The 20,605-nt window shown below is 37.9% G+C and carries 17 protein-coding genes; 15 read left to right on the top strand and 2 right to left on the bottom strand.

The window, feature by feature from the left end; genetic code table 11:
• The first annotated feature begins 133 nt into the window (after positions 1-133).
• From J3U50_RS04810 to J3U50_RS04800, 3 genes are all read left to right on the top strand, one after another.
• Entirely contained in the window at positions 134-1,660 is a 1,527-nt protein-coding gene (locus J3U50_RS04810; protein WP_034532475.1) for a DEAD/DEAH box helicase, read from the top strand.
• Between the two features lie 102 nt (positions 1,661-1,762).
• On the top strand, positions 1,763-2,881 hold the full coding sequence (gene alr, locus J3U50_RS04805) for an alanine racemase (RefSeq protein WP_301945690.1): 1,119 nt from the start codon (positions 1,763-1,765) through the stop codon (positions 2,879-2,881).
• 315 nt (positions 2,882-3,196) lie between these two features.
• Positions 3,197-3,550, top strand: a complete 354-nt coding sequence (locus J3U50_RS04800; RefSeq protein ID WP_034532478.1) for a type II toxin-antitoxin system PemK/MazF family toxin — start codon at positions 3,197-3,199, stop codon at positions 3,548-3,550.
• A 57-nt stretch (positions 3,551-3,607) separates the two neighbouring features.
• Here the strand turns inward: J3U50_RS04800 and cbpA are convergent, their stop codons facing one another.
• Both cbpA and J3U50_RS04790 read right to left on the bottom strand, forming a co-directional pair.
• A complete protein-coding gene (gene cbpA, locus J3U50_RS04795; protein WP_054607928.1) occupies positions 3,608-4,249 on the bottom strand; it encodes a cyclic di-AMP binding protein CbpA in 642 nt (213 codons plus the stop codon).
• Between the two features lie 151 nt (positions 4,250-4,400).
• Positions 4,401-5,351 carry an L-lactate dehydrogenase gene (locus J3U50_RS04790; protein ID WP_053791515.1) on the bottom strand — a complete coding sequence of 317 codons (951 nt, stop codon included), beginning with the start codon at positions 5,349-5,351 and terminating at the stop codon, positions 4,401-4,403.
• A 190-nt stretch (positions 5,352-5,541) separates the two neighbouring features.
• Here J3U50_RS04790 and pth point away from each other — a divergent pair, with 190 nt between their 5' ends.
• The 12 genes from pth to lysS all read left to right on the top strand — a co-directional run bounded on the left by pth (position 5,542) and on the right by lysS (position 20,235).
• Positions 5,542-6,099 carry an aminoacyl-tRNA hydrolase gene (gene pth, locus J3U50_RS04785; RefSeq protein WP_034532481.1) on the top strand — a complete coding sequence of 186 codons (558 nt, stop codon included), beginning with the start codon at positions 5,542-5,544 and terminating at the stop codon, positions 6,097-6,099.
• A gap of 21 nt (positions 6,100-6,120) precedes the next feature.
• Positions 6,121-9,648 carry a transcription-repair coupling factor gene (gene mfd / locus J3U50_RS04780; RefSeq protein ID WP_301945689.1) on the top strand — a complete coding sequence of 1,176 codons (3,528 nt, stop codon included), beginning with the start codon at positions 6,121-6,123 and terminating at the stop codon, positions 9,646-9,648.
• Entirely contained in the window at positions 9,638-11,215 is a 1,578-nt protein-coding gene (locus tag J3U50_RS04775; protein WP_301945688.1) for an oligosaccharide flippase family protein, read from the top strand. The genes mfd and J3U50_RS04775 overlap by 11 nt, the downstream gene beginning before the upstream one ends.
• Positions 11,212-11,484 (top strand): RNA-binding S4 domain-containing protein, encoded by a 273-nt coding sequence (locus J3U50_RS04770; protein ID WP_041152425.1) that lies wholly within the window; start codon positions 11,212-11,214, stop codon positions 11,482-11,484. Before J3U50_RS04775 ends, J3U50_RS04770 begins: the two co-directional genes overlap by 4 nt.
• 87 nt (positions 11,485-11,571) lie before the next feature.
• The gene (locus J3U50_RS04765; RefSeq protein ID WP_054607930.1) at positions 11,572-11,949 is read left to right on the top strand and encodes a septum formation initiator family protein; all 378 of its coding nucleotides are present in this window, start codon (positions 11,572-11,574) and stop codon (positions 11,947-11,949) included.
• Positions 11,950-12,044: 95 nt separating this feature from the next.
• A complete protein-coding gene (locus J3U50_RS04760; RefSeq protein ID WP_041152424.1) occupies positions 12,045-12,503 on the top strand; it encodes a S1 domain-containing RNA-binding protein in 459 nt (152 codons plus the stop codon).
• Between the two features lie 79 nt (positions 12,504-12,582).
• Positions 12,583-13,950 (top strand): tRNA lysidine(34) synthetase TilS, encoded by a 1,368-nt coding sequence (gene tilS / locus J3U50_RS04755; protein WP_301945687.1) that lies wholly within the window; start codon positions 12,583-12,585, stop codon positions 13,948-13,950.
• Between the two features lie 21 nt (positions 13,951-13,971).
• Positions 13,972-14,514 (top strand): hypoxanthine phosphoribosyltransferase, encoded by a 543-nt coding sequence (gene hpt / locus J3U50_RS04750; RefSeq protein WP_041152423.1) that lies wholly within the window; start codon positions 13,972-13,974, stop codon positions 14,512-14,514.
• Positions 14,515-14,631: 117 nt separating this feature from the next.
• Complete coding sequence (gene ftsH / locus J3U50_RS04745) at positions 14,632-16,620, top strand: ATP-dependent zinc metalloprotease FtsH (RefSeq protein WP_301945686.1); 1,989 nt, start codon at positions 14,632-14,634, stop codon at positions 16,618-16,620.
• Between the two features lie 65 nt (positions 16,621-16,685).
• Positions 16,686-17,576, top strand: a complete 891-nt coding sequence (gene hslO / locus J3U50_RS04740; protein WP_054607932.1) for an Hsp33 family molecular chaperone HslO — start codon at positions 16,686-16,688, stop codon at positions 17,574-17,576.
• A 75-nt stretch (positions 17,577-17,651) separates the two neighbouring features.
• Positions 17,652-18,662: a tRNA dihydrouridine synthase DusB gene (dusB, locus tag J3U50_RS04735; protein WP_301945685.1), complete on the top strand. Its 1,011-nt coding sequence runs from the start codon at positions 17,652-17,654 to the stop codon at positions 18,660-18,662.
• A 64-nt stretch (positions 18,663-18,726) separates the two neighbouring features.
• Positions 18,727-20,235, top strand: coding sequence for a lysine--tRNA ligase (lysS, locus tag J3U50_RS04730; protein ID WP_034532490.1), 1,509 nt, complete (start codon positions 18,727-18,729; stop codon positions 20,233-20,235).
• Positions 20,236-20,605 lie beyond the last annotated feature (370 nt).

Genomic DNA, 20,605 nt, shown 5'->3' with positions numbered 1-20,605 from the left:
GTTATATTAGTCTAGTTACATTTTTTAGAACACGGAATTTTTATAATCAAGTGATTAGCGCATTAACGGGAACGGACTCTTCCTTAGCTAATGACGGTATTATATTGAATGTTTCGTTTAGGAGGAAACATATTTGAAGTTTAGAGAATTAGGTCTTTCAGAAGATCTATTAAAAGCGATTGAAGACAAGGGTTTTAAGGAAGCCACTCCAATCCAAGCAGAAACAATTCCTTTATCCCTACAAGGTAAGGATGTTTTAGGACAAGCACAAACAGGTACAGGTAAGACAGCTGCTTTTGCTCTTCCTATTATTGAACACGTTGATTTAGACAATCCAAACGTGCAAGCATTAGTTATTTCACCAACTCGTGAACTAGCTATTCAAACTCAAGGCGAAATTAGTCGTTTTGGAAAAGAAAAGGGCGTTAAGGCTGTATCAGTTTTTGGTGGTTCTGACATCAGAAGACAAATCCAAAGCTTAAAGCGTAAACCACAAGTTGTTGTGGGTACTCCTGGACGTTTATTGGATCATATCAACAGACGTACATTAAAATTAGACCATGTTAAGACATTGGTTCTAGATGAAGCCGATGACATGTTGGACATGGGATTCCTAGATGATATTGAAAGTATCGTAAAACAAGTTCCAGAAGAAAGACAAACATTGTTATTCTCTGCAACTATGCCACCACAAATCAAGCGTGTTGGTGTTCAATTCATGAAGGACCCTCAACAAGTTACTATCAAGGCTAAAGAATTAACTACTGATTTAGTAGATCAATACTACATTAGAGTAAAACAATTTGAAAAGTTTGATATCATGACTAGATTCTTTGATATCCAAGCACCTAAGGTAACTATCGTATTCTGTCGTACTAAGCGTCGTGTAGACGAAGTTTCTAAGGGACTTCTACTACGCGGATACCGTGCAGCAGGAATTCATGGTGACTTAACTCAAAACCGTCGTTCACAAATCATGAAGGACTTCAAGCATGATAAGGTTGACGTTTTAGTTGCAACCGACGTTGCTGCTAGAGGTATTGATATCTCAAGTGTTACTCACGTATACAACTACGATATCCCTCAAGATTCAGAAAGTTACGTTCACAGAATTGGTCGTACCGGTCGTGCCGGACGTCATGGTGTTTCAATGACTTTTGTTGAACCAAACGAAACTAGTTACTTAAGAGACATTGAAAAGCTAACTAAGGTTAGAATGTTACCTCTTAAGCCACCTTCAGCTGATGAAGCATTGAAGGGTCAACTAGAAGTAGCTACTAAGGAAATTGGTTCATTAATCGAAAAGACTAAGATGGAACCATTCTCAGAAGCTTCTGACGAATTGTTAGAAAAATACGATGCTAAGGAATTAGTATCAGTGCTATTAAGCAAGATGACTAGAAACCAAGTTAAGGTTCACATCACTGCTGAAAAGCCACTTCCTAACAAGAACAAGCGCGGTCATGGTGGTGGATATCACCGTGGCGGTGGTAACCGTCGTGGTGGTTTCAAGCGTGGCGGTAACAGAAATGGTGGCGGAAACCGTCGTCGTTACAATGGTAATGGCGGAGGCAACCACCGTGATGATCACAAGAAGGGTAACCGTTCATCAAACCACAAGCGCCCAAACAAGTCATTTACAATTAAAAACAAAGATTAATAACAAAAAAGCTGTTGATATGAAAATTTGTCAATAGCTTTTTTTTACATAAAGAACTACAATAAAAGGAAATGCCCATTATTAATTGGAGGAAAGATTAATATGGTAGTAGGAACTCATAGAAATGCACAAATACTAATTAGTAAGAGTGCTTTATATCATAATATTAGTAACGAAAAGAAACGTTTAAAAAATAACGAATACTTATTCATGGTCGTAAAGGCCAATGGATACGGCCACGGGGCAGTCGCAGTAGCACACGAAGCGAAGAAGGCTGGCGCCGATGGTTTTTGTGTGGCCATTTTAGATGAAGCATTACAACTAAGGGATGCTGGTTTTGACGAACCAATCCTAGTGTTAGGGATTACCGATGTGAAACATGCATCATTAATGGCAGAAAAAAACATTTCAGCAACCATCTCATCCATTGATTGGTTGAGAGCAGCCGATGAACAACTAGCTCAAAAGAATCTACCAAAGCTAAATGTTCATGTCGGTTTGGATACTGGAATGGGTAGAATTGGTTTTCAAGACAAAAATTCACTTAAAGAAGCGGTCGATTTCTTGAATCAATCTGATACCTTGAACTTTGAGGGGATTTTTACACACTTCTCAACCGCTGATACACATAACGTAAAGTATTTTAATTTGCAAGTTGAACGATTTAATGATTTAATTTCAGTTATAGATACATTACCAAAATATGTACATGTGTCTAATTCAGCTACTAGCTTGTGGCATAGTGAATTTAACTGCAACATGATCAGATTTGGTGTTGCTGGTTATGGTTTAAATCCATCTGGTGGGGAACTAGACCTACCATATGAATTAAAACCAGCACTTAGTTTAACAACAGAAGTTGTCTACTGTAAGAAAATTGATGCAGGTCGTTCAGTTGGATATGGCGCGACATACACATCCAATCAACCTGAATGGATTGCCACAGTTCCAGTTGGTTATGCCGATGGAATTGTGCGAGCATTACAAGGTTTCTCACTACTAGTTAATGGCAAGTTCTGCCCAATCGTCGGTAGAGTATGCATGGATCAACTAATGATTAAACTAGATGAACCAGTGAAGCCAGGCACAAAAGTTACAATTGTGGGTCAAGACGGTAAAGAAAAGATTACTTTACAAGACATTGCGTCATATTGTGATACAATTCATTATGAAGTGGCTTGCTTACTCACTGATAGACTACCACGCATTGTGGTAGAATAACCCGTTTTAAGAGGATTAATCAATGCAATCTAAGAATCGATATGTTTATTCACTTCTAAGCACAGCTACATCAAGTAACAAAGCAGAAATATCACATCCTAGAATGAATGTTTCCATTGATACACATACTAGGATTGTGGTTAATCCATGTTTTAACGATTATTTGATAGTCCAGAATTTAATTGCTGGGTACACTGAGATGACCGATATCAATCGTGCTATTTCAAAGGAATTCACTTTTTGTGAAGCCTCAAGTGTGCATCACATTACGTTTTCAGAATTCAGATGAATTCATTATAGATAGGGGATGTTAGAATGGCTAACGTTGAAATCAAACGTGGCGACGTTTTTTATGCTGACCTATCACCAGTTGTTGGTTCCGAACAGGGTGGAATGAGACCGGTATTAATCATCCAGAACAATATCGGGAATCACTATAGTCCTACCGTGATTGTTGCCGCAATTACTGCTAGAATTTCAAAGCCAAAGATGCCTACTCACGTAGCTATTAGTGCTGATAAGACCCGAATCGAAAAAGATTCAGTTATCCTATTAGAACAAATTAGAACAATTGATAAACAACGATTACATGATCGAGTAGATCACTTAAGTGATAAGTTTATGAAACGAGTGGACGAGTCATTGAAATTAAGTATTGGTGTACAGTAAAACATACATAAAAAAAGGATGCGAATTTAATTCGCATCCTTTTTTGTTTCGATAATGTTATTTCTCGTCCGCTAAATCTTCAATTTCTGCAATTTTAAAGCCTTTACGTTCTAATGCAGCAGTGATTCGTTTTAACAATTTCTTATCTACTTCTTCGGGAAGGGTGAACATAACTCTATGTACCAATTCACCTTCTTGACCATCTAGACTGATAACACTGGCAATTGCAGTGTATTTAGTGATGATTCTAGACATTGATTCTAGATCACCACGATTACCAGGAGCTAGAACAGTTAGAACATAGCTGCCTACGTTTACGTTCCATGATTGTGAAAGCATGTCCAATAAACGAGTGTGGGTCAAGATACCGTAGAAACGATTATTATCATCCAATACAGCGATATAAGGTAAATCCTTAATCGAAAAGAAAATGTGGAAGAAGGCTGAATTAACATTGATGAACTTAGTGGCATTCTTTAATAGGGTAGTAACAGGTTGTGACATATCACCACCGTTAGATTTGTGACGGTAGATATGCATCTTGTAGATGTTACCTCTAAAGATCGTACCAGTTTCGTCTAAGATAGGAATACATCTGTAACCAGATTCTTCCAAGGTTTCAAGAGCTTGTTCTAATGAAACGTTTTCTGAAACTGTGACTAAGCTGCCTTTAGGTTTAACCAATGACTTCAATAGCATAACATAACCTCCTTTTGAATTATTAGAATTTTTCTCATAATCTAATTTTAACATAAATTGATGACTTTGTGGCGATAAATCAACAATTGCCCAAAATAAAAAGCCGGGGAGCAAAGTGCACCTCGACTTAATATCTAATCAAGTTAATCGATTATTTTAAAGCTTCCATACCTTTTTCGGCAGTTTCCTTTAAGGTCTTACCTGAAGCTTCCATCTTAGCTTTTTCTTCATCGCTTAGAGGAACTTCGATAACTTGCTTAATACCTGATGCGTTAACAACAGCTGGAGTACCGATGTAGATATCGTTTAAACCATATTCGCCGTTAACTGGAGCACCAACAGGTAGTACTGAGTTTTCGTCACGTAAGATTGCACGTGAAATTCTCATTAGGGCAGTTGCAACACCGTAGAAAGTAGCACCTTTCTTGTTGATGATTGTGTATGCCTTGTTTCTAGTTTCATCTTCTAATTGTAGTAAGTCATCTTTGCTTACGCCAGCATCTTTAGCTACGTCTAATAGAGGACGTGAACCAACAGTTGCTTCGTCAATAGCAGCAAATTCTGAGTCACCATGTTCACCCATGATGTATGCGTTAACGTCAGCAGGGTTAACACCTAACTTCTTAGCAACAGCAACTTGGAAACGAGTAGTATCCAATGAAGTACCTGAACCTACAACCTTTTCCTTTGGCCAACCTGAAAGTTTTTGAACACCGTAAGTTAAGATGTCAACTGGGTTAGCAGCAACTAAGAAAATACCCTTAAATCCTGACTTAACAACTTCAGGAACGATTGATGAAAGAATCTTTAGGTTCTTTCCAACTAGATCTAGTCTAGTTTCACCTGGTTTTTGAGGTGCACCGGCAGTGATAACAACTAAGTCAGCATCTGCACAGTCACTGTAATCACCAGCGTAAATGTTCTTAGGAGCAGTAAATACTTGAGCATCTTCTAAGTCAAGTGCGTCTCCTTCGATACGATCTCTAATAATATCAACGATGACGAATTCTTCGCCTAGTCCTTGTTGCATCATAGCAAATGCGTATGAAGAACCAACGGCACCGTCACCAACTAAAACAACTTTTTGATGTTTTAAAGCCACAATAATCATCCCTTCAAAAACATATTTAAATCTACAACTGAATTATATCATTAATTTGGAAATTAGTAATTACAAAGCGCTAAAAAAACGAATAGTTTTCTATATTTCTATAAGCGACGGGATAAATATTGGATTGCATACTATGATATAATTTACATATTAATTGAGCGAAAAAAGGAGCGGATTTTTTATGAAGATGATTGTGGGATTAGGAAACGTGGGACCACAATATAAGGAAACCAGACACAACACTGGTTTTATGGTAGTAGACGAGTTTGCCGACAAGCATGGCGTTGAATTATCAACACAAAAGATGGAAGCAAAGATTGGATCAACTAACATTAACGGTGAAAAGGTTATGTTAGTCGAGCCACTAACATTTATGAACGAATCAGGTCGTTCAGTTGGACCTTTAATGAAGTTCTTTAAGTTAGATTTAAGCGATTTAATAGTAATATATGATGATATGGATTTACCGATTGGAAAAATTAGATTGAGAAACCATGGATCAGCCGGTGGTCATAATGGAATTAAGAGTTTAATTGCTCATTTAGGCACCGACAAGTTTAACCGTATCAAGGTGGGAACAGACCACCCAACCAAAGAAAGCGTCGTTAACTATGTATTAGGTCACTTTACAGACGACCAAAAACCAGGATTAAACCAAGCAATTGACAACAGTGTTTCAGCACTAGAAGAATTTATCGATGGGGAAGAATTCAACAAGCTAGAAAACAAGTACAACTAATATTTAGAGGGGATAACTATTTTGGAATTAAGTCAATTTTTCACACAACTGCCACAATACGATGAGATTGTTAATGATTTAGCACCCAAACATCGTCAGTTAGTGACTGGTTTATCAGGTTCTGCGAAGACAATGATGATTGCTGCATTGTTCAAATCAACAAAGAAAAACTTCTTGATTGTGACTGATACTTTATCCAGATGTGATGATATTGTTGAAGATTTACAAAATGTTGTCTCCGAAGATGATGTATTAGAATTTCCAGTCGAAGAAGTTTTAGCCGCAGAAGTTGCCACCAGTTCACCTGAATACAAGGCCACTCGTGTGCAAGCTTTATCAAAACTATTAAGCGATGAACCTAAGATTATCGTAACGTCTGTTTCCGGTACTAAGCGTATTTTGCCGGAACCAGACGATTTTTCTGATGCTAAATTAACCATCTCAATCGACGATGAAGTTAATTTAGATGAACTAAGAAACAAACTATTTCAAATGGGATACACACCTGAAAAGATGGTGGCAGCACCAGGTGAATTTTCACTTCGTGGATCAATTATCGATATTTATCCATTGAATTCAGAGTATCCAGTTCGAATTGATTTATTCGATACCGATGTCGATTCGTTGAGATATTTTGACGTATCTAATCAAAGAAGTTTGGAAAATATTGAAACCATCTCAGTACTACCAGCGACTGATATGGTATTAAACGAATCACAAAGACAACAAGCAGTTGCTAATTTAACGCAACTACGTGATAAACGTTTAGCAAAACTAGATAACGATGAACTAAAGCAACGTTTAAGCGATGCGGTTTCAACCATGATTGATGATGCCAATGAAGGAATCATTGATCCGGATTGGATAATGTATGCTAAAGCGATGTATGAAAACGAAACGACCATCTTTGACTACTTGGACGATGATGGTGTCGTCTTATTCGATGACTACAGTCGTATTTTAGAAAACAGTCAACAACTAGTCGAAGAAGAACAATCGTGGGCTAATGATAAGTTTGACCATGGTGAAATTGCATCAACTGATTTGTTTAGCGTGGACTTTAGAGAACACTTCCACAAAATTAATCAGGCCGAAATTTTAATGTCATTGTTCCAAAAGGGGATTGGGAACCTTAAGTTGACCCAATTAAATGATATTAAGGTGCGTCCAATGCAAAAGTTCTTCGGACAAATGCCGCTATTGAAGACTGAAATCGATAGATGGCACAAACAGGATGACACCGTTGTAATCTTGGTGAAGGACAAGGCCAGAATGCAAAAGGTATCGCAAACATTGACTGACTTTGAAATTGAATCGGTTCAAACCACCAGTGATAACATCTTGGAACACCAAGTCCAAGTCGTCAGTGAACGTTTAAAGAATGGGTTCGAACTACCAATTAAACAATTGGCGGTAATTACCGAATCAGAAATGTTTACGACCGTTCACAAGAAGAGACCACGTCGTCAAACCTTCTCCAATGCGGAACGAATCAAGAGTTATGCTGATTTGAAACCGGGCGACTATGTTGTTCATGCTAACCACGGGATTGGTAAGTATGAAGGGATGAAGACCATGGAAGTCGACGGTAAGCACCAAGACTACATGACCATCGCTTACCAAAAGAACGCGAAGTTGTTCATTCCGGTGACGCAATTAAACTTAATTCAAAAGTACGTTTCATCCGAAGACAAACACCCACGTGTTAACAAATTGGGTGGCAGTGAATGGCAAAAGACGAAGTCAAAGGTCCAAGGAAAGATTGAAGATATCGCCGATGACCTAATTGACTTATACGCTAAGCGTTCCAACCAGGTTGGATATGCCTTCCCAGAAGATGACGAATACCAAGAAGAGTTTGAAGGAGCATTCCCATACCAACCAACCCCTGATCAGGTGAAGAGTTCCGAAGAAATTAAAAAGGATATGGAACAACCACATCCAATGGACCGTTTGCTGGTTGGGGATGTTGGTTACGGTAAGACCGAAGTAGCATTACACGCAGCCTTTAAGGCGGTCGAAGCAGGTAAACAGGTTGCTTTTTTGGTACCAACTACCGTATTGGCACAACAACACTACGAAACAATGGTGAACCGTTTTGAAGGCTTCCCAGTATCAGTAGCCGTGCTATCTCGTTTCAGAACCAAGAAGCAGGTCGAAGAGACCAAAAAAGGTTTACTAGATGGGTCAATCGATATCGTTGTCGGAACCCATCGTTTGCTATCTGATGACATCAAGTTCGCCGACTTAGGATTATTGATGGTCGATGAGGAACAACGATTTGGTGTTAAGCACAAGGAAAAGATTAAGCAACTAAAATCTAATGTTGATGTTTTGACACTAACTGCAACCCCAATTCCTCGAACTTTGAACATGTCGATGATGGGAGTTCGTGACCTATCAGTTATCGAAACTCCACCAGCAAACCGTTATCCAATTCAAACATACGTAATGGAAGAAAATGCCGGCGCAATCCGTGAGGGGATTACCCGTGAAATGCATCGGGGAGGCCAAGTCTTCTTCATGCACAACCGTGTTTCAGACATTGAAGACACCGTCATGAAGTTACAAACATTGGTACCGGATGCTAGAATTGCTTACATTCACGGTCAAATGACCGAAAATCAATTGGAAACCATCCTATATGATTTCGTTAACGGTGAATACGATGTGTTAGTAACCACAACAATCATCGAAACCGGGGTCGACATTCCAAACGCCAATACGTTATTTGTCGAAGATGCCGATCACATGGGACTATCCCAGTTGTACCAAATTCGTGGAAGAATTGGTCGTTCCAACCGTGTCGCTTATGCGTACTTTATGTATAAACCAAACAAGGTGTTGACCGAAGTATCCGAAAACCGTTTGGAAGCCATTAGGGACTTTACCGAACTAGGTTCTGGTTTCAAGATTGCCATGCGTGACTTATCACTTCGTGGTGCCGGGAACCTATTAGGTAAGCAACAATCTGGATTTGTCGATTCTGTTGGTTATGATATGTATACTCAAATGTTGGCGGATGCGGTGGCAACTAAACGTGGTCGTCGTGCTGAACAAAGAGTTGACACAACCGTCGAAATGGACGTGGAAGCATACTTGCCTAGCGAATATATTCAAGATGAAAAGCAAAAGATTGAATTGTATAAACGAATTAGACAAATGCAAAACGATGATCAATATCGTGAACTACAGTCTGATTTAATTGACCGTTTCGGTGATTATCCAACCGCGGTTGAAAACCTTTTAACAATCAGTCGCATTAAGATGTACGCCGACTCATCGTTAATTGAAAAGATTAGACAAACACCAAAACAAATCACAGTCACTCTATCAACGATTGGAACTCAATTCTATGACAGCAAGCAAGTGCTAAAGGCAATTGCACAAACTGAATTCAGATCAATGGTTGGTACTGCTAACGGCAAGATGCAAATTACCTTAATCATTCAACCTAATATGGATGAACAAAAGTGGTTAGGTGAATTGAGTAAGTTTGTCGAAGCATTGGATAAAGAACACACAGGAAACTTAACAAATGAAAAATGACAATAAACTATCAGTGATAATGAAGGGTGCGATGATTTTATCAATCGCCTCTTTGATTAGTAAGGTTTTAAGTGCCGTTTATCGTGTACCATTTCAAAACTTGGTGGGAAACATTGGATTCTACGTTTTCCAACAGGTTTATCCAATCTATGGAATTGGGATGGTATTAGCTTTAAGTGGGATGCCAATTATTATTTCACGTGTTATCGCTGAACAGGAAACAACATTGCAGAAAAAAGCCCTTTTAAGACAGCTGTTTATCATGCTTTCAATCTTTGGTGGTTTGATATTTATCATCTTCCAGATTAAGGCAACATCGATTGCTGCTCTAATGGGTGACATCAGATTAGATAGTTTGATTCGCGCAGTCAGCTGGATGTTTTTAATGATGCCAATACTGGCCTGTTTAAGAGGGTACTTCCAAGCAACCTTGATTATGAAACCAACCGCTTATTCGCAGGTCGTAGAACAGGTGATTCGAGTTGGGTTAATCATTGCAGCCGCATACGTTGGCGTTAGACACCACGTGGATCCATACACAATTGGAACCTATGCGATGGTGGCAACACCGGTAGCTGAAATTTTCTCTGTAGCTATCCTAATTCGATATTATGCGGTGGATATTAAACGACTACCTAGTCAAAAGGTGATGTCGTATCAATCATTATTGAAGCGATTATTGTTTGAAGGTGGCACAATCTGCATGCTTTCATCTTTAATGGTATTAATGCAATTAGTCGATTCGTTTACCGTCCGAAAAGGATTGTTATTAAACGGATTGAACTTGATTGATTCACAGGCTGTCAAAGGAATTTACGATCGTGGCCAACCACTGGTTCAATTAGGTTTGGTAATTGCGACATCGTTTGCTTCTGCCATCTTGCCATCATTAAGTTTGGCCTATTCCAAGAAACAAATGAAGTCGTTTCATAACCTAGCATCTGAAATGCTTAGGGTTAGCATGTTTATGACCGTAGGTGTTGCAGTAGGGATGATTAGCTTGATGCCACTAATTAACCGCTTGCTATTTAACAGTGGTCAACAAAACACCACAATTAGTATTTTTATGATTAGTGTGGTTTTAACAACGATGATTACGATTTATAGTAGTATTTTGCAGAGTGCAAATCACTTTAAAATTACCATTATCGCGATTATATTAGGGTTAGCCTCTAAGATATTGATTACTAAAGAAATGGTTGCCCATATGGGAATAGCGGGTGCAAGTATCTCCACCGTAATTAGTTTGTTATTAATGCTAATCGTGGAAGTGAAGTTCGCACCAACTGACATCGTTAAAATTGAACATAAGTGGAGCTTCTTATGGAAGTTAACAGTGATTGCTTTGGTGATGTTGTTCATCGAAATGATCTTGATGAACCTATTTGGATCAATTCACTTGGTTCACAGTCAAAGATTAAGTGCCATCATCTCACTATGTTTCTTAGTTCCAATCGGGGCATCCGTCTTCGGTGTCTTAGCAATTAAGTGGAAACTATTAACATATCAAGAATGGCAATCAGTGCCAGTAGTAAATAAGTTTATAGATAGGTGGATGTCGAAATGAGATTAGACAAGTTTTTAAAGATTTCAAGAATTATCAAAAGAAGAACAGTAGCAAAGGATATTGCTGATCAAGGTCGCATTACCATTAATGACCGTGTGGCAAAATCATCATCAGACGTTAAGTCAAACGATAAACTAGTGATTAAGTTTGGTAACAAGACATTAACTGTTCAAGTTAACCAATTGTTCGAAACCACTAAAAAGGCTGATGCAGATAGAATGTACACAGTTTTGGATGAACAATACGAAAGAGATTTCAACGCCGAATAATTAAAATTTAGTTACAAAATTAATTATCTATTTATTTTTTTTAAGAATCATCTATACTATTAAGTAGCAAATTGAGGAGGGGATACCATGGATGTTGATAAGGTTCATCAATTGAATAATCAATACACGAAGATCAAGCAATCTCGACATCAAGAAATTTTACGCAGTCGAAAAAAACGTGGAATTATCCTGGTAAGCTTCTTCCTCGTCGTTATCTTAATGTTGGTTGCACAAATCTTTATAACTAAATCTAAGATTAGCAACGTTTCTGAACAACAATTTCAAACCAAGAAGGAACTTAAGAAGAGTAAAATTGATAATCAAAAGCTAAAGCAAAATATTAAGCAGTTACATGACAAGGACTACATCCAAAAAGTAATTCGTGAAAAATACTATTACACCAAGCCAGGAGAGACGGTTTACAGTCTTCCAGGGGATGTTTCAAAGGATGTAACTCAAAATTAAAATGGTATGAAAAAATACCATTTTTTTTATACAATTATCATTTAAATGGTGCTATACTAAAGTTACTAATCATTATTAGGAGGACAAATTTTTTTATGGCAATTGAAGTTGGAGCAAAAGTTTCCGGCAAAGTATCAGGAATCACTAATTTTGGTGCTTTTGTTGATCTAGGCGAACACAAAACAGGATTGGTTCACATTAGTGAAATTTCTGATGGCTATATCAAAGATATCAAAGATGTATTAAAAGTTGGCGATGACGTTAAAGTTAAGGTTCTAAGTGTTGGTGACGATGGTAAGATTGCTTTATCAATCAGAAAAGCAGTTGATAAGCCTGCCGAACCACAAAGAAGAGAACAACCAAAGATGGCCCATGGACATTCAAATCATGGTAAGTTTGGTGATAACCGTCATCACAATGATAACCATAAAAATAACAAGGCTAGTTTCGATGACTTAATGGACAGTTTCCTAAAGGAAAGTGAAAGCAGACTAGCTACAATCAAGAAAAATACTGAAGGTAAGCGTGGAGGCCGTGGCGGTCGCCGTAGTTAACCAAATAAAAAATGATTGGGGTAGATTACCTTAATCATTTTATTTTTACCAAAAATGTGACTAAAAGGGGACGGTATTAATGCCGGAACAAAATATTACCCAGCAAAAATTTAATCGATTGATTGAGAGTAAGGATTGGTTTAACCAGTCAGATTCTGTGGTTATCGCAGTATCTGCAGGCGTTGATTCAATGGCGTTACTTAACCTAATGATGAACTTGCCCAAAAAGAATCGACCTGAATTGATTGTTGCTCACGTTAATCACCATTTACGAGCTCAGAGCGCAGAGGAAGAACAATATATCAGAAATTTCTGTCAAAGCCACAACATCAAAATTGAAGTTGGTAATTGGGAAGAACAGTTCCATCCAAGTAATGGAATTGAGATGGCAGCCAGAAAATATAGGTATGACTTTTTTTCAAAGGTCGTCAAAGACAATAATTCACGTATATTATTAACAGCACATCATGCTAATGACCAAGCTGAGACGGTCTTAATGCGACTAATTCGTGGAGCGTTTGTAAAGGATCTAGTCGGGATTAAGGAAAGTCGTAAGTTTAATGATGGTCGATTGATTCGTCCACTACTAGGGTTTAGCAAGAAAGAACTAACTCAATACATGCAAACCCTATCAATTAAATGGTATGAAGATGACACTAATCAAAAACTAGATGTCACTAGAAACAGAATTAGGCATCGATTGATTCCGTTTGTTGAAGAAGAAAACAGTCGTGGAATTGAACATGTGAATGACTTTTCACACCAACTGAACTCAATGAAGAAACAAAATGATTTCTTCTTTGAGAAGTTAACAAAAGATATTGGTGTTGATACCAATACTTTTGAGTTAAGTGCATTCTTGGAATTGCCTGACTACGTTCAAGCCGGATTGATTGATTATTTAATTGATCAATATGTGGTTGATGGTATAAACGTCGATATCGTACATCAGGTGACCTCACTACTTAATAATGATGAAAAGCCACAGGGTGTTGTTGAGTTATCGAATGATTTGAGCATAAAAAAGGAATATAATAAATTTTTATTAGAAAATATCAATCAAAACCAAATAACTGGATTTAAAAACGATTATTTTGTGGTAACATTGAATAAATGGTATTTCGAAGATGATATCCAGTGGATGATTACGGATCATTTTGATGTTTCAGATGACGAAGCGAAACGAGTTTCTCGTTTTAATCTATTGGATTCAGAATTCCCATTGATTGTACAAAAGACGCAAAATCGTGATAGAATAACGCTTAAAAATGGTGGCCATCAAACGGCTAAGCGACTGTTTATTAACAAGAAGATACCTGTTGATAAGAGGCAATCTGCCAATAGCTTGATGACTGATCAGGGAAGGCTATTAGCCGTTTTAGGCTACAGTGAATCTGTATCTATCGATAACTCTAAAGCTAGAGTTTATACATTAATCATTAAATAAAGTATGTGGAAGGAGAAACTAATGAACAACGACATTCTAAAAACCTTATACAGTAAGGAAGACATCACAGACGCTTGTCGCAGATTAGGTCAACAAATTACAACTGATTACAAAGACAGAAAACCAGTGGTAGTTGGTGTATTGAAAGGTGCTATTTTCTTCATGACAGATATTGTCAGAGAAATGGACCTATACATGGACATCGATTTTATTGACGTTTCAAGTTACCATGGAGGTACTGCATCAAGCGGAACCATTGAATTAATGAAAGATATTGATGTGGATGTTAACGGTAGGGATGTTATTTTCATTGAAGATATTATCGATACTGGTAGAACATTGAAATATTTAGAAGACCTATTAGCTGAACGCGGTGCTAGATCAATTAAGGTATGTACTTTAATGGACAAGCCTGAAGGAAGAGTAGTCGAAGCCAAGGCCGATTACGTTGGTTTAGAAGTACCAAACGAATTCGTTGTTGGATATGGTTTAGATTACCAAGGCAAGTATCGTAACCTTCCATATGTTGGAGTATTAAAACCAGAGGTTTATTCAGACAAATAAATGGTTAATTCTTCTGAAAAATGATAATATATGCTTCGTGTTATGTATTGAAAAAATGGCGGGTCTCACCATGTTATTTTTAATACATAAACAAGCATTGAACACAGGAGGCAATTGATGCGTAATAACAATAATAAAGGATTATTCAAGAACAGCCTGTTCTACATAGTGTGCTTCTTGATTGTCTTGGGAGTTACTTTCTTTGTCACATCAAAGAACGGTCAACCTCAAAACAAGGAATTGCAATCTAGTCAGTTTGTTCAAGAACTAAAAGATAACAAAATTAAGAGCTTTTCAATTCAACCAGAAAATGGTGTTTACACTGTTTCTGGTGAATACAGAAAAGCCCAAAGCGTTAAATCAAACAATTCTGGTAGCATTTTATTCAGTAATACCAAGAGTGAAACTAAGGTTTCATCATTCAAGACTAAGGTTTTGAAGAACAACGGTACTATTAATGAAATTACAAACTACGCTAAGAAGAATAACGTTAAGATGGGTGCCAAGGATGCCGACACAGACGGTGGCTTCTGGTCAAACCTAATCTTCTCATTACTACCAATGCTGATTATCATTATTTTCTTCTTCGTTATGATGAACCAAATGGGTGGTAAGAATGGTAGCAAGGGCGGCATCATGGGTGTTGGCAAGTCAAAGGCTAAACCAACCAAGAGTGATGTTCGTTTTACAGATGTTGCTGGTGAAGAAGAAGAAAAGCAAGAACTTGTTGAAATCGTTGAATTCTTAAAGGATCCAAAGAAGTTCACCAAGTTAGGTGCTAAGATTCCTCATGGTGTCCTATTAGAAGGACCTCCAGGAACTGGTAAAACTTTACTAGCTAAAGCCGTATCAGGTGAAGCTGGTGTTCCATTCTACTCAATTTCAGGTTCTGATTTCGTTGAAATGTTTGTTGGGGTTGGAGCTAGTCGTGTTCGTGACTTATTCACACAGGCTAAAAAAGAAGCTCCAGCAATCATTTTCATTGATGAAATTGATGCTGTTGGTAGAAAACGTGGTAACGGCATGGGCGGTGGCCATGATGAAAGAGAACAAACCTTGAACCAACTATTGGTTGAAATGGATGGTTTCTCAGGTAATGATGGTGTTATCGTTATTGCTGCAACTAACCGTGCTGACGTATTGGATCCTGCCTTGACTCGTCCAGGTCGTTTTGACCGTAAGGTACTAGTTGGTAGACCAGACGTTAAGGGTAGAGAAGCAATCTTAAAGGTACATGCTAAGAACAAGCCAATCGCTGATAACGTTGACTTGCATGAAATTGCTAAACAAACTCCTGGTTTTGTTGGTGCCGATTTAGCTAACTTGTTAAACGAAGCTGCTTTATTAGCTGCTAGAAGAAACAAGTCAGAAATTGGTCCATCAGAATTGGATGAAGCTGAAGACCGTGTAATTGCTGGTCCAGCTAAGAAAGATAAAGTTGTTAGTCAAAAAGAACAAAACATTGTTGCCAACCACGAAGCTGGTCACACAATTGTTGGTTTAGTTCTAAACGATGCTCGTGTCGTTCACAAGGTAACTATCGTTCCTCGTGGACGTGCTGGGGGATACGCAATTATGCTTCCAAGAGAAGATCAACAATTGCTATCTAAGAAGAACGCAATGGAACAACTTGCTGGTCTAATGGGTGGTAGAACTGCCGAAGAAATTATCTTCGACTCATTGTCTTCAGGTGCTTCTAATGATTTCGAACAAGCTACTAACTTAGCTCGTGCTATGGTTACTCAATATGGTATGAGTGAAAAGCTAGGAACTGTTCAATTGGAAAGTCCAAACGATGACCCATACGCAAGAAGATATTCTGAAAAGACTGCTTCAGTTATTGATGAAGAAGTAAGAAGATTAATTGATGAAGCTCATGGTCAAGCTCATGATATTATTGAGCAACACCGTGAACAACATAAGGTAATCGCTGACGCATTGCTTAAGTACGAAACATTAGACGAAAAGGAAATCTTGAGTCTATACCGTACTGGTAAGATGCCAGAAGGAAACACTTCAAGTGATAACGAAGATGCTTCTTTTGAAGAAAGCAAAGAACAACTAGAACAAAAAGAAAATCAACATCAAGATAATGATGAAGACTAACTAATAGAGCGTGGGTTGAATTTATTTGACTCACGCTTTTTTAGGTGATTATGGAGGAATAAAAAATGGCAGACTATTTAACAAAGAGTGTCACTAAAGACGGTATGTTTAGAGCATACGCAATGGAAGCTACTGGCGTAGTTGACGAAGCACAAAAAGATCATAAAACATGGCCTGTATCTTCAGCGGTATTAGGTCGTTCATTGGTAGCTAGTTTATTATTAGCTACATCAGTATTAAAGGGTAAGGAAACAATGACTGTAAAGGTATTGGGTGATGGCCCTGCCGGCCCAGTATTGGTTGACGTCGACGCAAATGGTCACGTTAAGGGATACATTCACAATCCACACGTTGATTTACCATTAAACAAGCACCACAAGCTAGATGTTGGTGGCGCCGTTGGGCAAGGTAGCCTAGAAGTAATGAAAAATCTAGGTGGCGATGAACCATACGTAAGTAACGTTCAACTAGTTTCAGGTGAAATTGGTGATGACTTTACTTTCTACCTAGCTCAATCAGAACAAATTCCATCAGCTGTTGGTGTATCTGTATACGTAAATGAAGATGGAACCATTGGTGCTGCCGGTGGATACTTAATTCAAGTACTACCTGGCGCATCAGATGATGCAATCAGCAAACTAGAAGAACGTTTGAAGTCAATTCCAATGATTTCAGAACTATTCCTATCAAAACAAAAGCCAGAAGACATCTTGAAACTGATTTTTGGTGAAGACAACATCGATATCCTACAAAACATGCCTGTAGAATTTAAGTGTGATTGTTCAAAAGAAAAGTTCGGTGAAAAGATTGCCGGTTTAAACGATAAGGAAATCCAAGCCATGATTGATGAAGACCATGGAGCAAAGGTTATCTGTAACTTCTGTGAAACCGAATATAACTACAGTGAAGACGACTTGAGAGCATTGTTGTCCGATAATTCAGATTCAAAAGAATAGTAAGTATGCAGTTTTAATTTTAGTGTGATATTATATTTATCATGCTAAACGTGTTTAATATTGAGGTGAATATAAATGGAATGGAAAATCGGAGATGTTACAATCCCCAATCAAGTAGTTGTTGCTCCAATGGCTGGGGTTACTAACACTGCTTTTAGAATGATTTGTAAAGAATCAGGAGCCGGACTTGTTGTCTGTGAAATGATTTCTGATCGTGGTTTAATGTACAAGAACAAGAAGACGCTAAGTATGTTGGATATCGATCCAAAGGAACATCCAATGAGTATTCAAATTTTTGGTGGAACTAAGGAAACCCTTGTTGAAGGGGCTAAGTTTATCGACCAAGAAACTGATGCCGATATCATTGATATCAACATGGGCTGCCCTGTAAATAAGGTTATTAAGACTGACGCTGGTTCAAAATGGCTATTGGATCCTAACAAGGTATATGAAATGGTTTCATACGTTACTGACGCTGTTAAGAAACCAGTTACTGTTAAGATGAGAACTGGATGGGATGAAGACCACGTATACGCAGTTCAAAATGCATTGATGGCAGAAAAGGCCGGTGCTTCAGCGATTGCAATGCACGGTAGAACTAGAAAACAAATGTACACTGGTAGCGCCGACTGGGATGTTTTAAAACAAGTTGCTGATGCTTTGACAATTCCATTTATGGGTAATGGGGATGTTAGAACTCCTCAAGAAGCTAAGAAGATGTTAGACGAAGTTGGAGCAGACGCCGTAATGATTGGTCGTGCCGCTGAAGGTAACCCATGGATGCTACAACAAACCAGACACTATCTAGAAACTGGTGAACTATTGAAAGAACCTACAGTTGATGAAAAGATTGCAACTGCTAAGGAACATCTACACCGTTTAGTTGGTGTTAAGGGTGAATTTACTGGTCCTCGTGAATTTAGAGGCCAAGCTGCATACTACCTAAAGGGTATTTCTCACTCAGCTAGAGCTAAGGTAGCTTTGAACAATGCAGAGACTGAAGAAGAAATGGACGATATTTTCGACAATTTCCTTGAAAAGACTCATAAAAGAGCAGCAAAAAATGCGGATTTAAGTGAAATGTAATTTTTTAAATTATTTTATGGTATTATGTTAATATAAAATAATTTATTCTGATGGAGGTTTTACTGTGGCACAAGAAAAGCAAATGAATGACCAATTGCGAGTTCGTCGCCAAAAGATGAATGAATTACGAGAAGAAGGGGTCGACCCATTCGGTAGCCGTTTTGAACGTACTCATTTAGCTAAACAATTACACGATAAGTACAACGATAGTACTAAAGAAGAACTAGAGGAAGAAAATCTAAAAGTTGTTATCGCTGGACGTATGGTTGCAAAACGTGGAAAAGGTAAGGTAGGTTTTGGTGATTTACAAGATCGTACCGGTAGAATTCAACTATACGTAAGAAAAGATGAAGTAGGTGAAGACAACTACCATTTCTTCAAGCGTGCCGACTTAGGTGACCATTTAGGTATCGAAGGTGAACTAATTAAGACAGACATGGGTGAATTAACTGTTAAGGCTACTCATGTAACTTTCTTATCAAAGGCTTTGCGTCCATTGCCAGACAAGTACCATGGTCTACAAAACAAGGAACAAAAATACCGTCAAAGATATCTTGATTTGATTTCAAACCGTGATAGTTTTGACCGTTTCCAAAAACGTAGCAAGATTATTTCTGCAATCAGAAACTACCTTGACAATGAAATGGATTGTACTGAAGTAGAAACACCTGTACTACACAACCAAGCTGGTGGTGCTAGTGCACGTCCATTTATTACTCACCACAATGCATTAGACATCGACTTATACCTACGTATCGCACTAGAACTACACTTAAAACGTCTAATCGTTGGTGGTATGGAACGTGTATACGAAATCGGTCGTGTATTCAGAAATGAAGGTATGGATCAAAACCATAATCCAGAATTTACTGAATTAGAATCATACATTGCATACTTCGACTTCCATGATGTTATGGATGAAACTGAAGGTATTTTCAAGGCAGCTGCTAAGGTTGTTACTGACAACGGTATTATTAACTACCGTGGTGAAGAAGTAGACTTTAACAAGCCATTTGAACGTTTACACATGGTAGACGCAATCAAAGAATTTACTGGAATTGATTTCTGGAAAGAAATGAGTCTAGAAGAAGCTAGAAAACTTGCTGACAAGAACAACATTGAATACCAAGATTTCTGGACTGTTGGCCACATTATCAACGAATTCTTCGAAGAAAAGGTTCAACCAGAAATTAAGAACCCAACATTCATCTACGGTCACCCGGTAGAAATCTCACCATTAGCTAAGAAGAACGCTGATGATCCAAGATTTACTGACCGTTTTGAACTATATGTTGAAGGTATGGAATACGCTAACGCATTCTCTGAATTAAATGATCCAATCGATCAAAAGGAAAGATTCCAAGCTCAAGCTGCTGAAAAGGCTAACGGTAACGATGAAGCACAACCGGTCGACTTAGACTACGTTGAAGCTCTAGAATACGGTATGCCACCAACAGGGGGACTAGGTATCGGTATTGACCGTCTGGTTATGTTATTAACTGACGCTGAATCAATCAGAGATGTTCTACTATTCCCAACAATGAGACCAGAAGATAACTCAGAACAAGACTAAGATCTACAACTAAGCGTAAAGAATTGATTAATTTCAATTCTTTACGCTTTTTTTGTTGAAAGTGGTTGACGATGTTCCACAAACTTGATAATATATTAAATGTTGTTTGAAAGACGAACAGCTAGAAAAAATAAATATAAAAAGTTGTTGACATAACAACGATTGCATGGCATAATATTTATTGTTGTCGTTAAGAGATAACGTTAATAAATTTGATTGCTTGAAAAAAGTTGTTGACATTGTTTCACAACTTTGATATAATTAAGAAGTCGTAATTTAGACATATAAATGGTAGATCTTTGAAAACTGAACAAGATTGATAATCGATGATGTGTAAGGAACTTACAACTTGGTTGTAAGAATTAAACAT

The organism is Lactobacillus sp. B3795 (assembly GCF_026535805.1).
Taxonomy (GTDB): Bacteria; Bacillota; Bacilli; order Lactobacillales; family Lactobacillaceae; genus Apilactobacillus; species Apilactobacillus kunkeei_C.
The sequence above is the reverse complement of the archived record's forward strand: the minus strand, read 5'-3'. Positions and strand labels throughout refer to the sequence as shown.

Bases quoted from the DNA above. Each gene is read 5' to 3' on its own strand.
- alr (WP_301945690.1), top strand. From the start codon at position 1,763: ATGGTAGTAGGAACTCATAGAAATGCACAAATACTAATTAGTAAGAGT.
- J3U50_RS04800 (WP_034532478.1), top strand. From the start codon at position 3,197: ATGGCTAACGTTGAAATCAAACGTGGCGACGTTTTTTATGCTGACCTA.
- cbpA (WP_054607928.1), bottom strand. From the start codon at position 4,249: ATGCTATTGAAGTCATTGGTTAAACCTAAAGGCAGCTTAGTCACAGTT.
- pth (WP_034532481.1), top strand. From the start codon at position 5,542: ATGAAGATGATTGTGGGATTAGGAAACGTGGGACCACAATATAAGGAA.
- J3U50_RS04775 (WP_301945688.1), top strand. From the start codon at position 9,638: ATGAAAAATGACAATAAACTATCAGTGATAATGAAGGGTGCGATGATT.
- J3U50_RS04770 (WP_041152425.1), top strand. From the start codon at position 11,212: ATGAGATTAGACAAGTTTTTAAAGATTTCAAGAATTATCAAAAGAAGA.
- J3U50_RS04765 (WP_054607930.1), top strand. From the start codon at position 11,572: ATGGATGTTGATAAGGTTCATCAATTGAATAATCAATACACGAAGATC.
- J3U50_RS04760 (WP_041152424.1), top strand. From the start codon at position 12,045: ATGGCAATTGAAGTTGGAGCAAAAGTTTCCGGCAAAGTATCAGGAATC.
- tilS (WP_301945687.1), top strand. From the start codon at position 12,583: ATGCCGGAACAAAATATTACCCAGCAAAAATTTAATCGATTGATTGAG.
- hpt (WP_041152423.1), top strand. From the start codon at position 13,972: ATGAACAACGACATTCTAAAAACCTTATACAGTAAGGAAGACATCACA.
- ftsH (WP_301945686.1), top strand. From the start codon at position 14,632: ATGCGTAATAACAATAATAAAGGATTATTCAAGAACAGCCTGTTCTAC.
- hslO (WP_054607932.1), top strand. From the start codon at position 16,686: ATGGCAGACTATTTAACAAAGAGTGTCACTAAAGACGGTATGTTTAGA.
- dusB (WP_301945685.1), top strand. From the start codon at position 17,652: ATGGAATGGAAAATCGGAGATGTTACAATCCCCAATCAAGTAGTTGTT.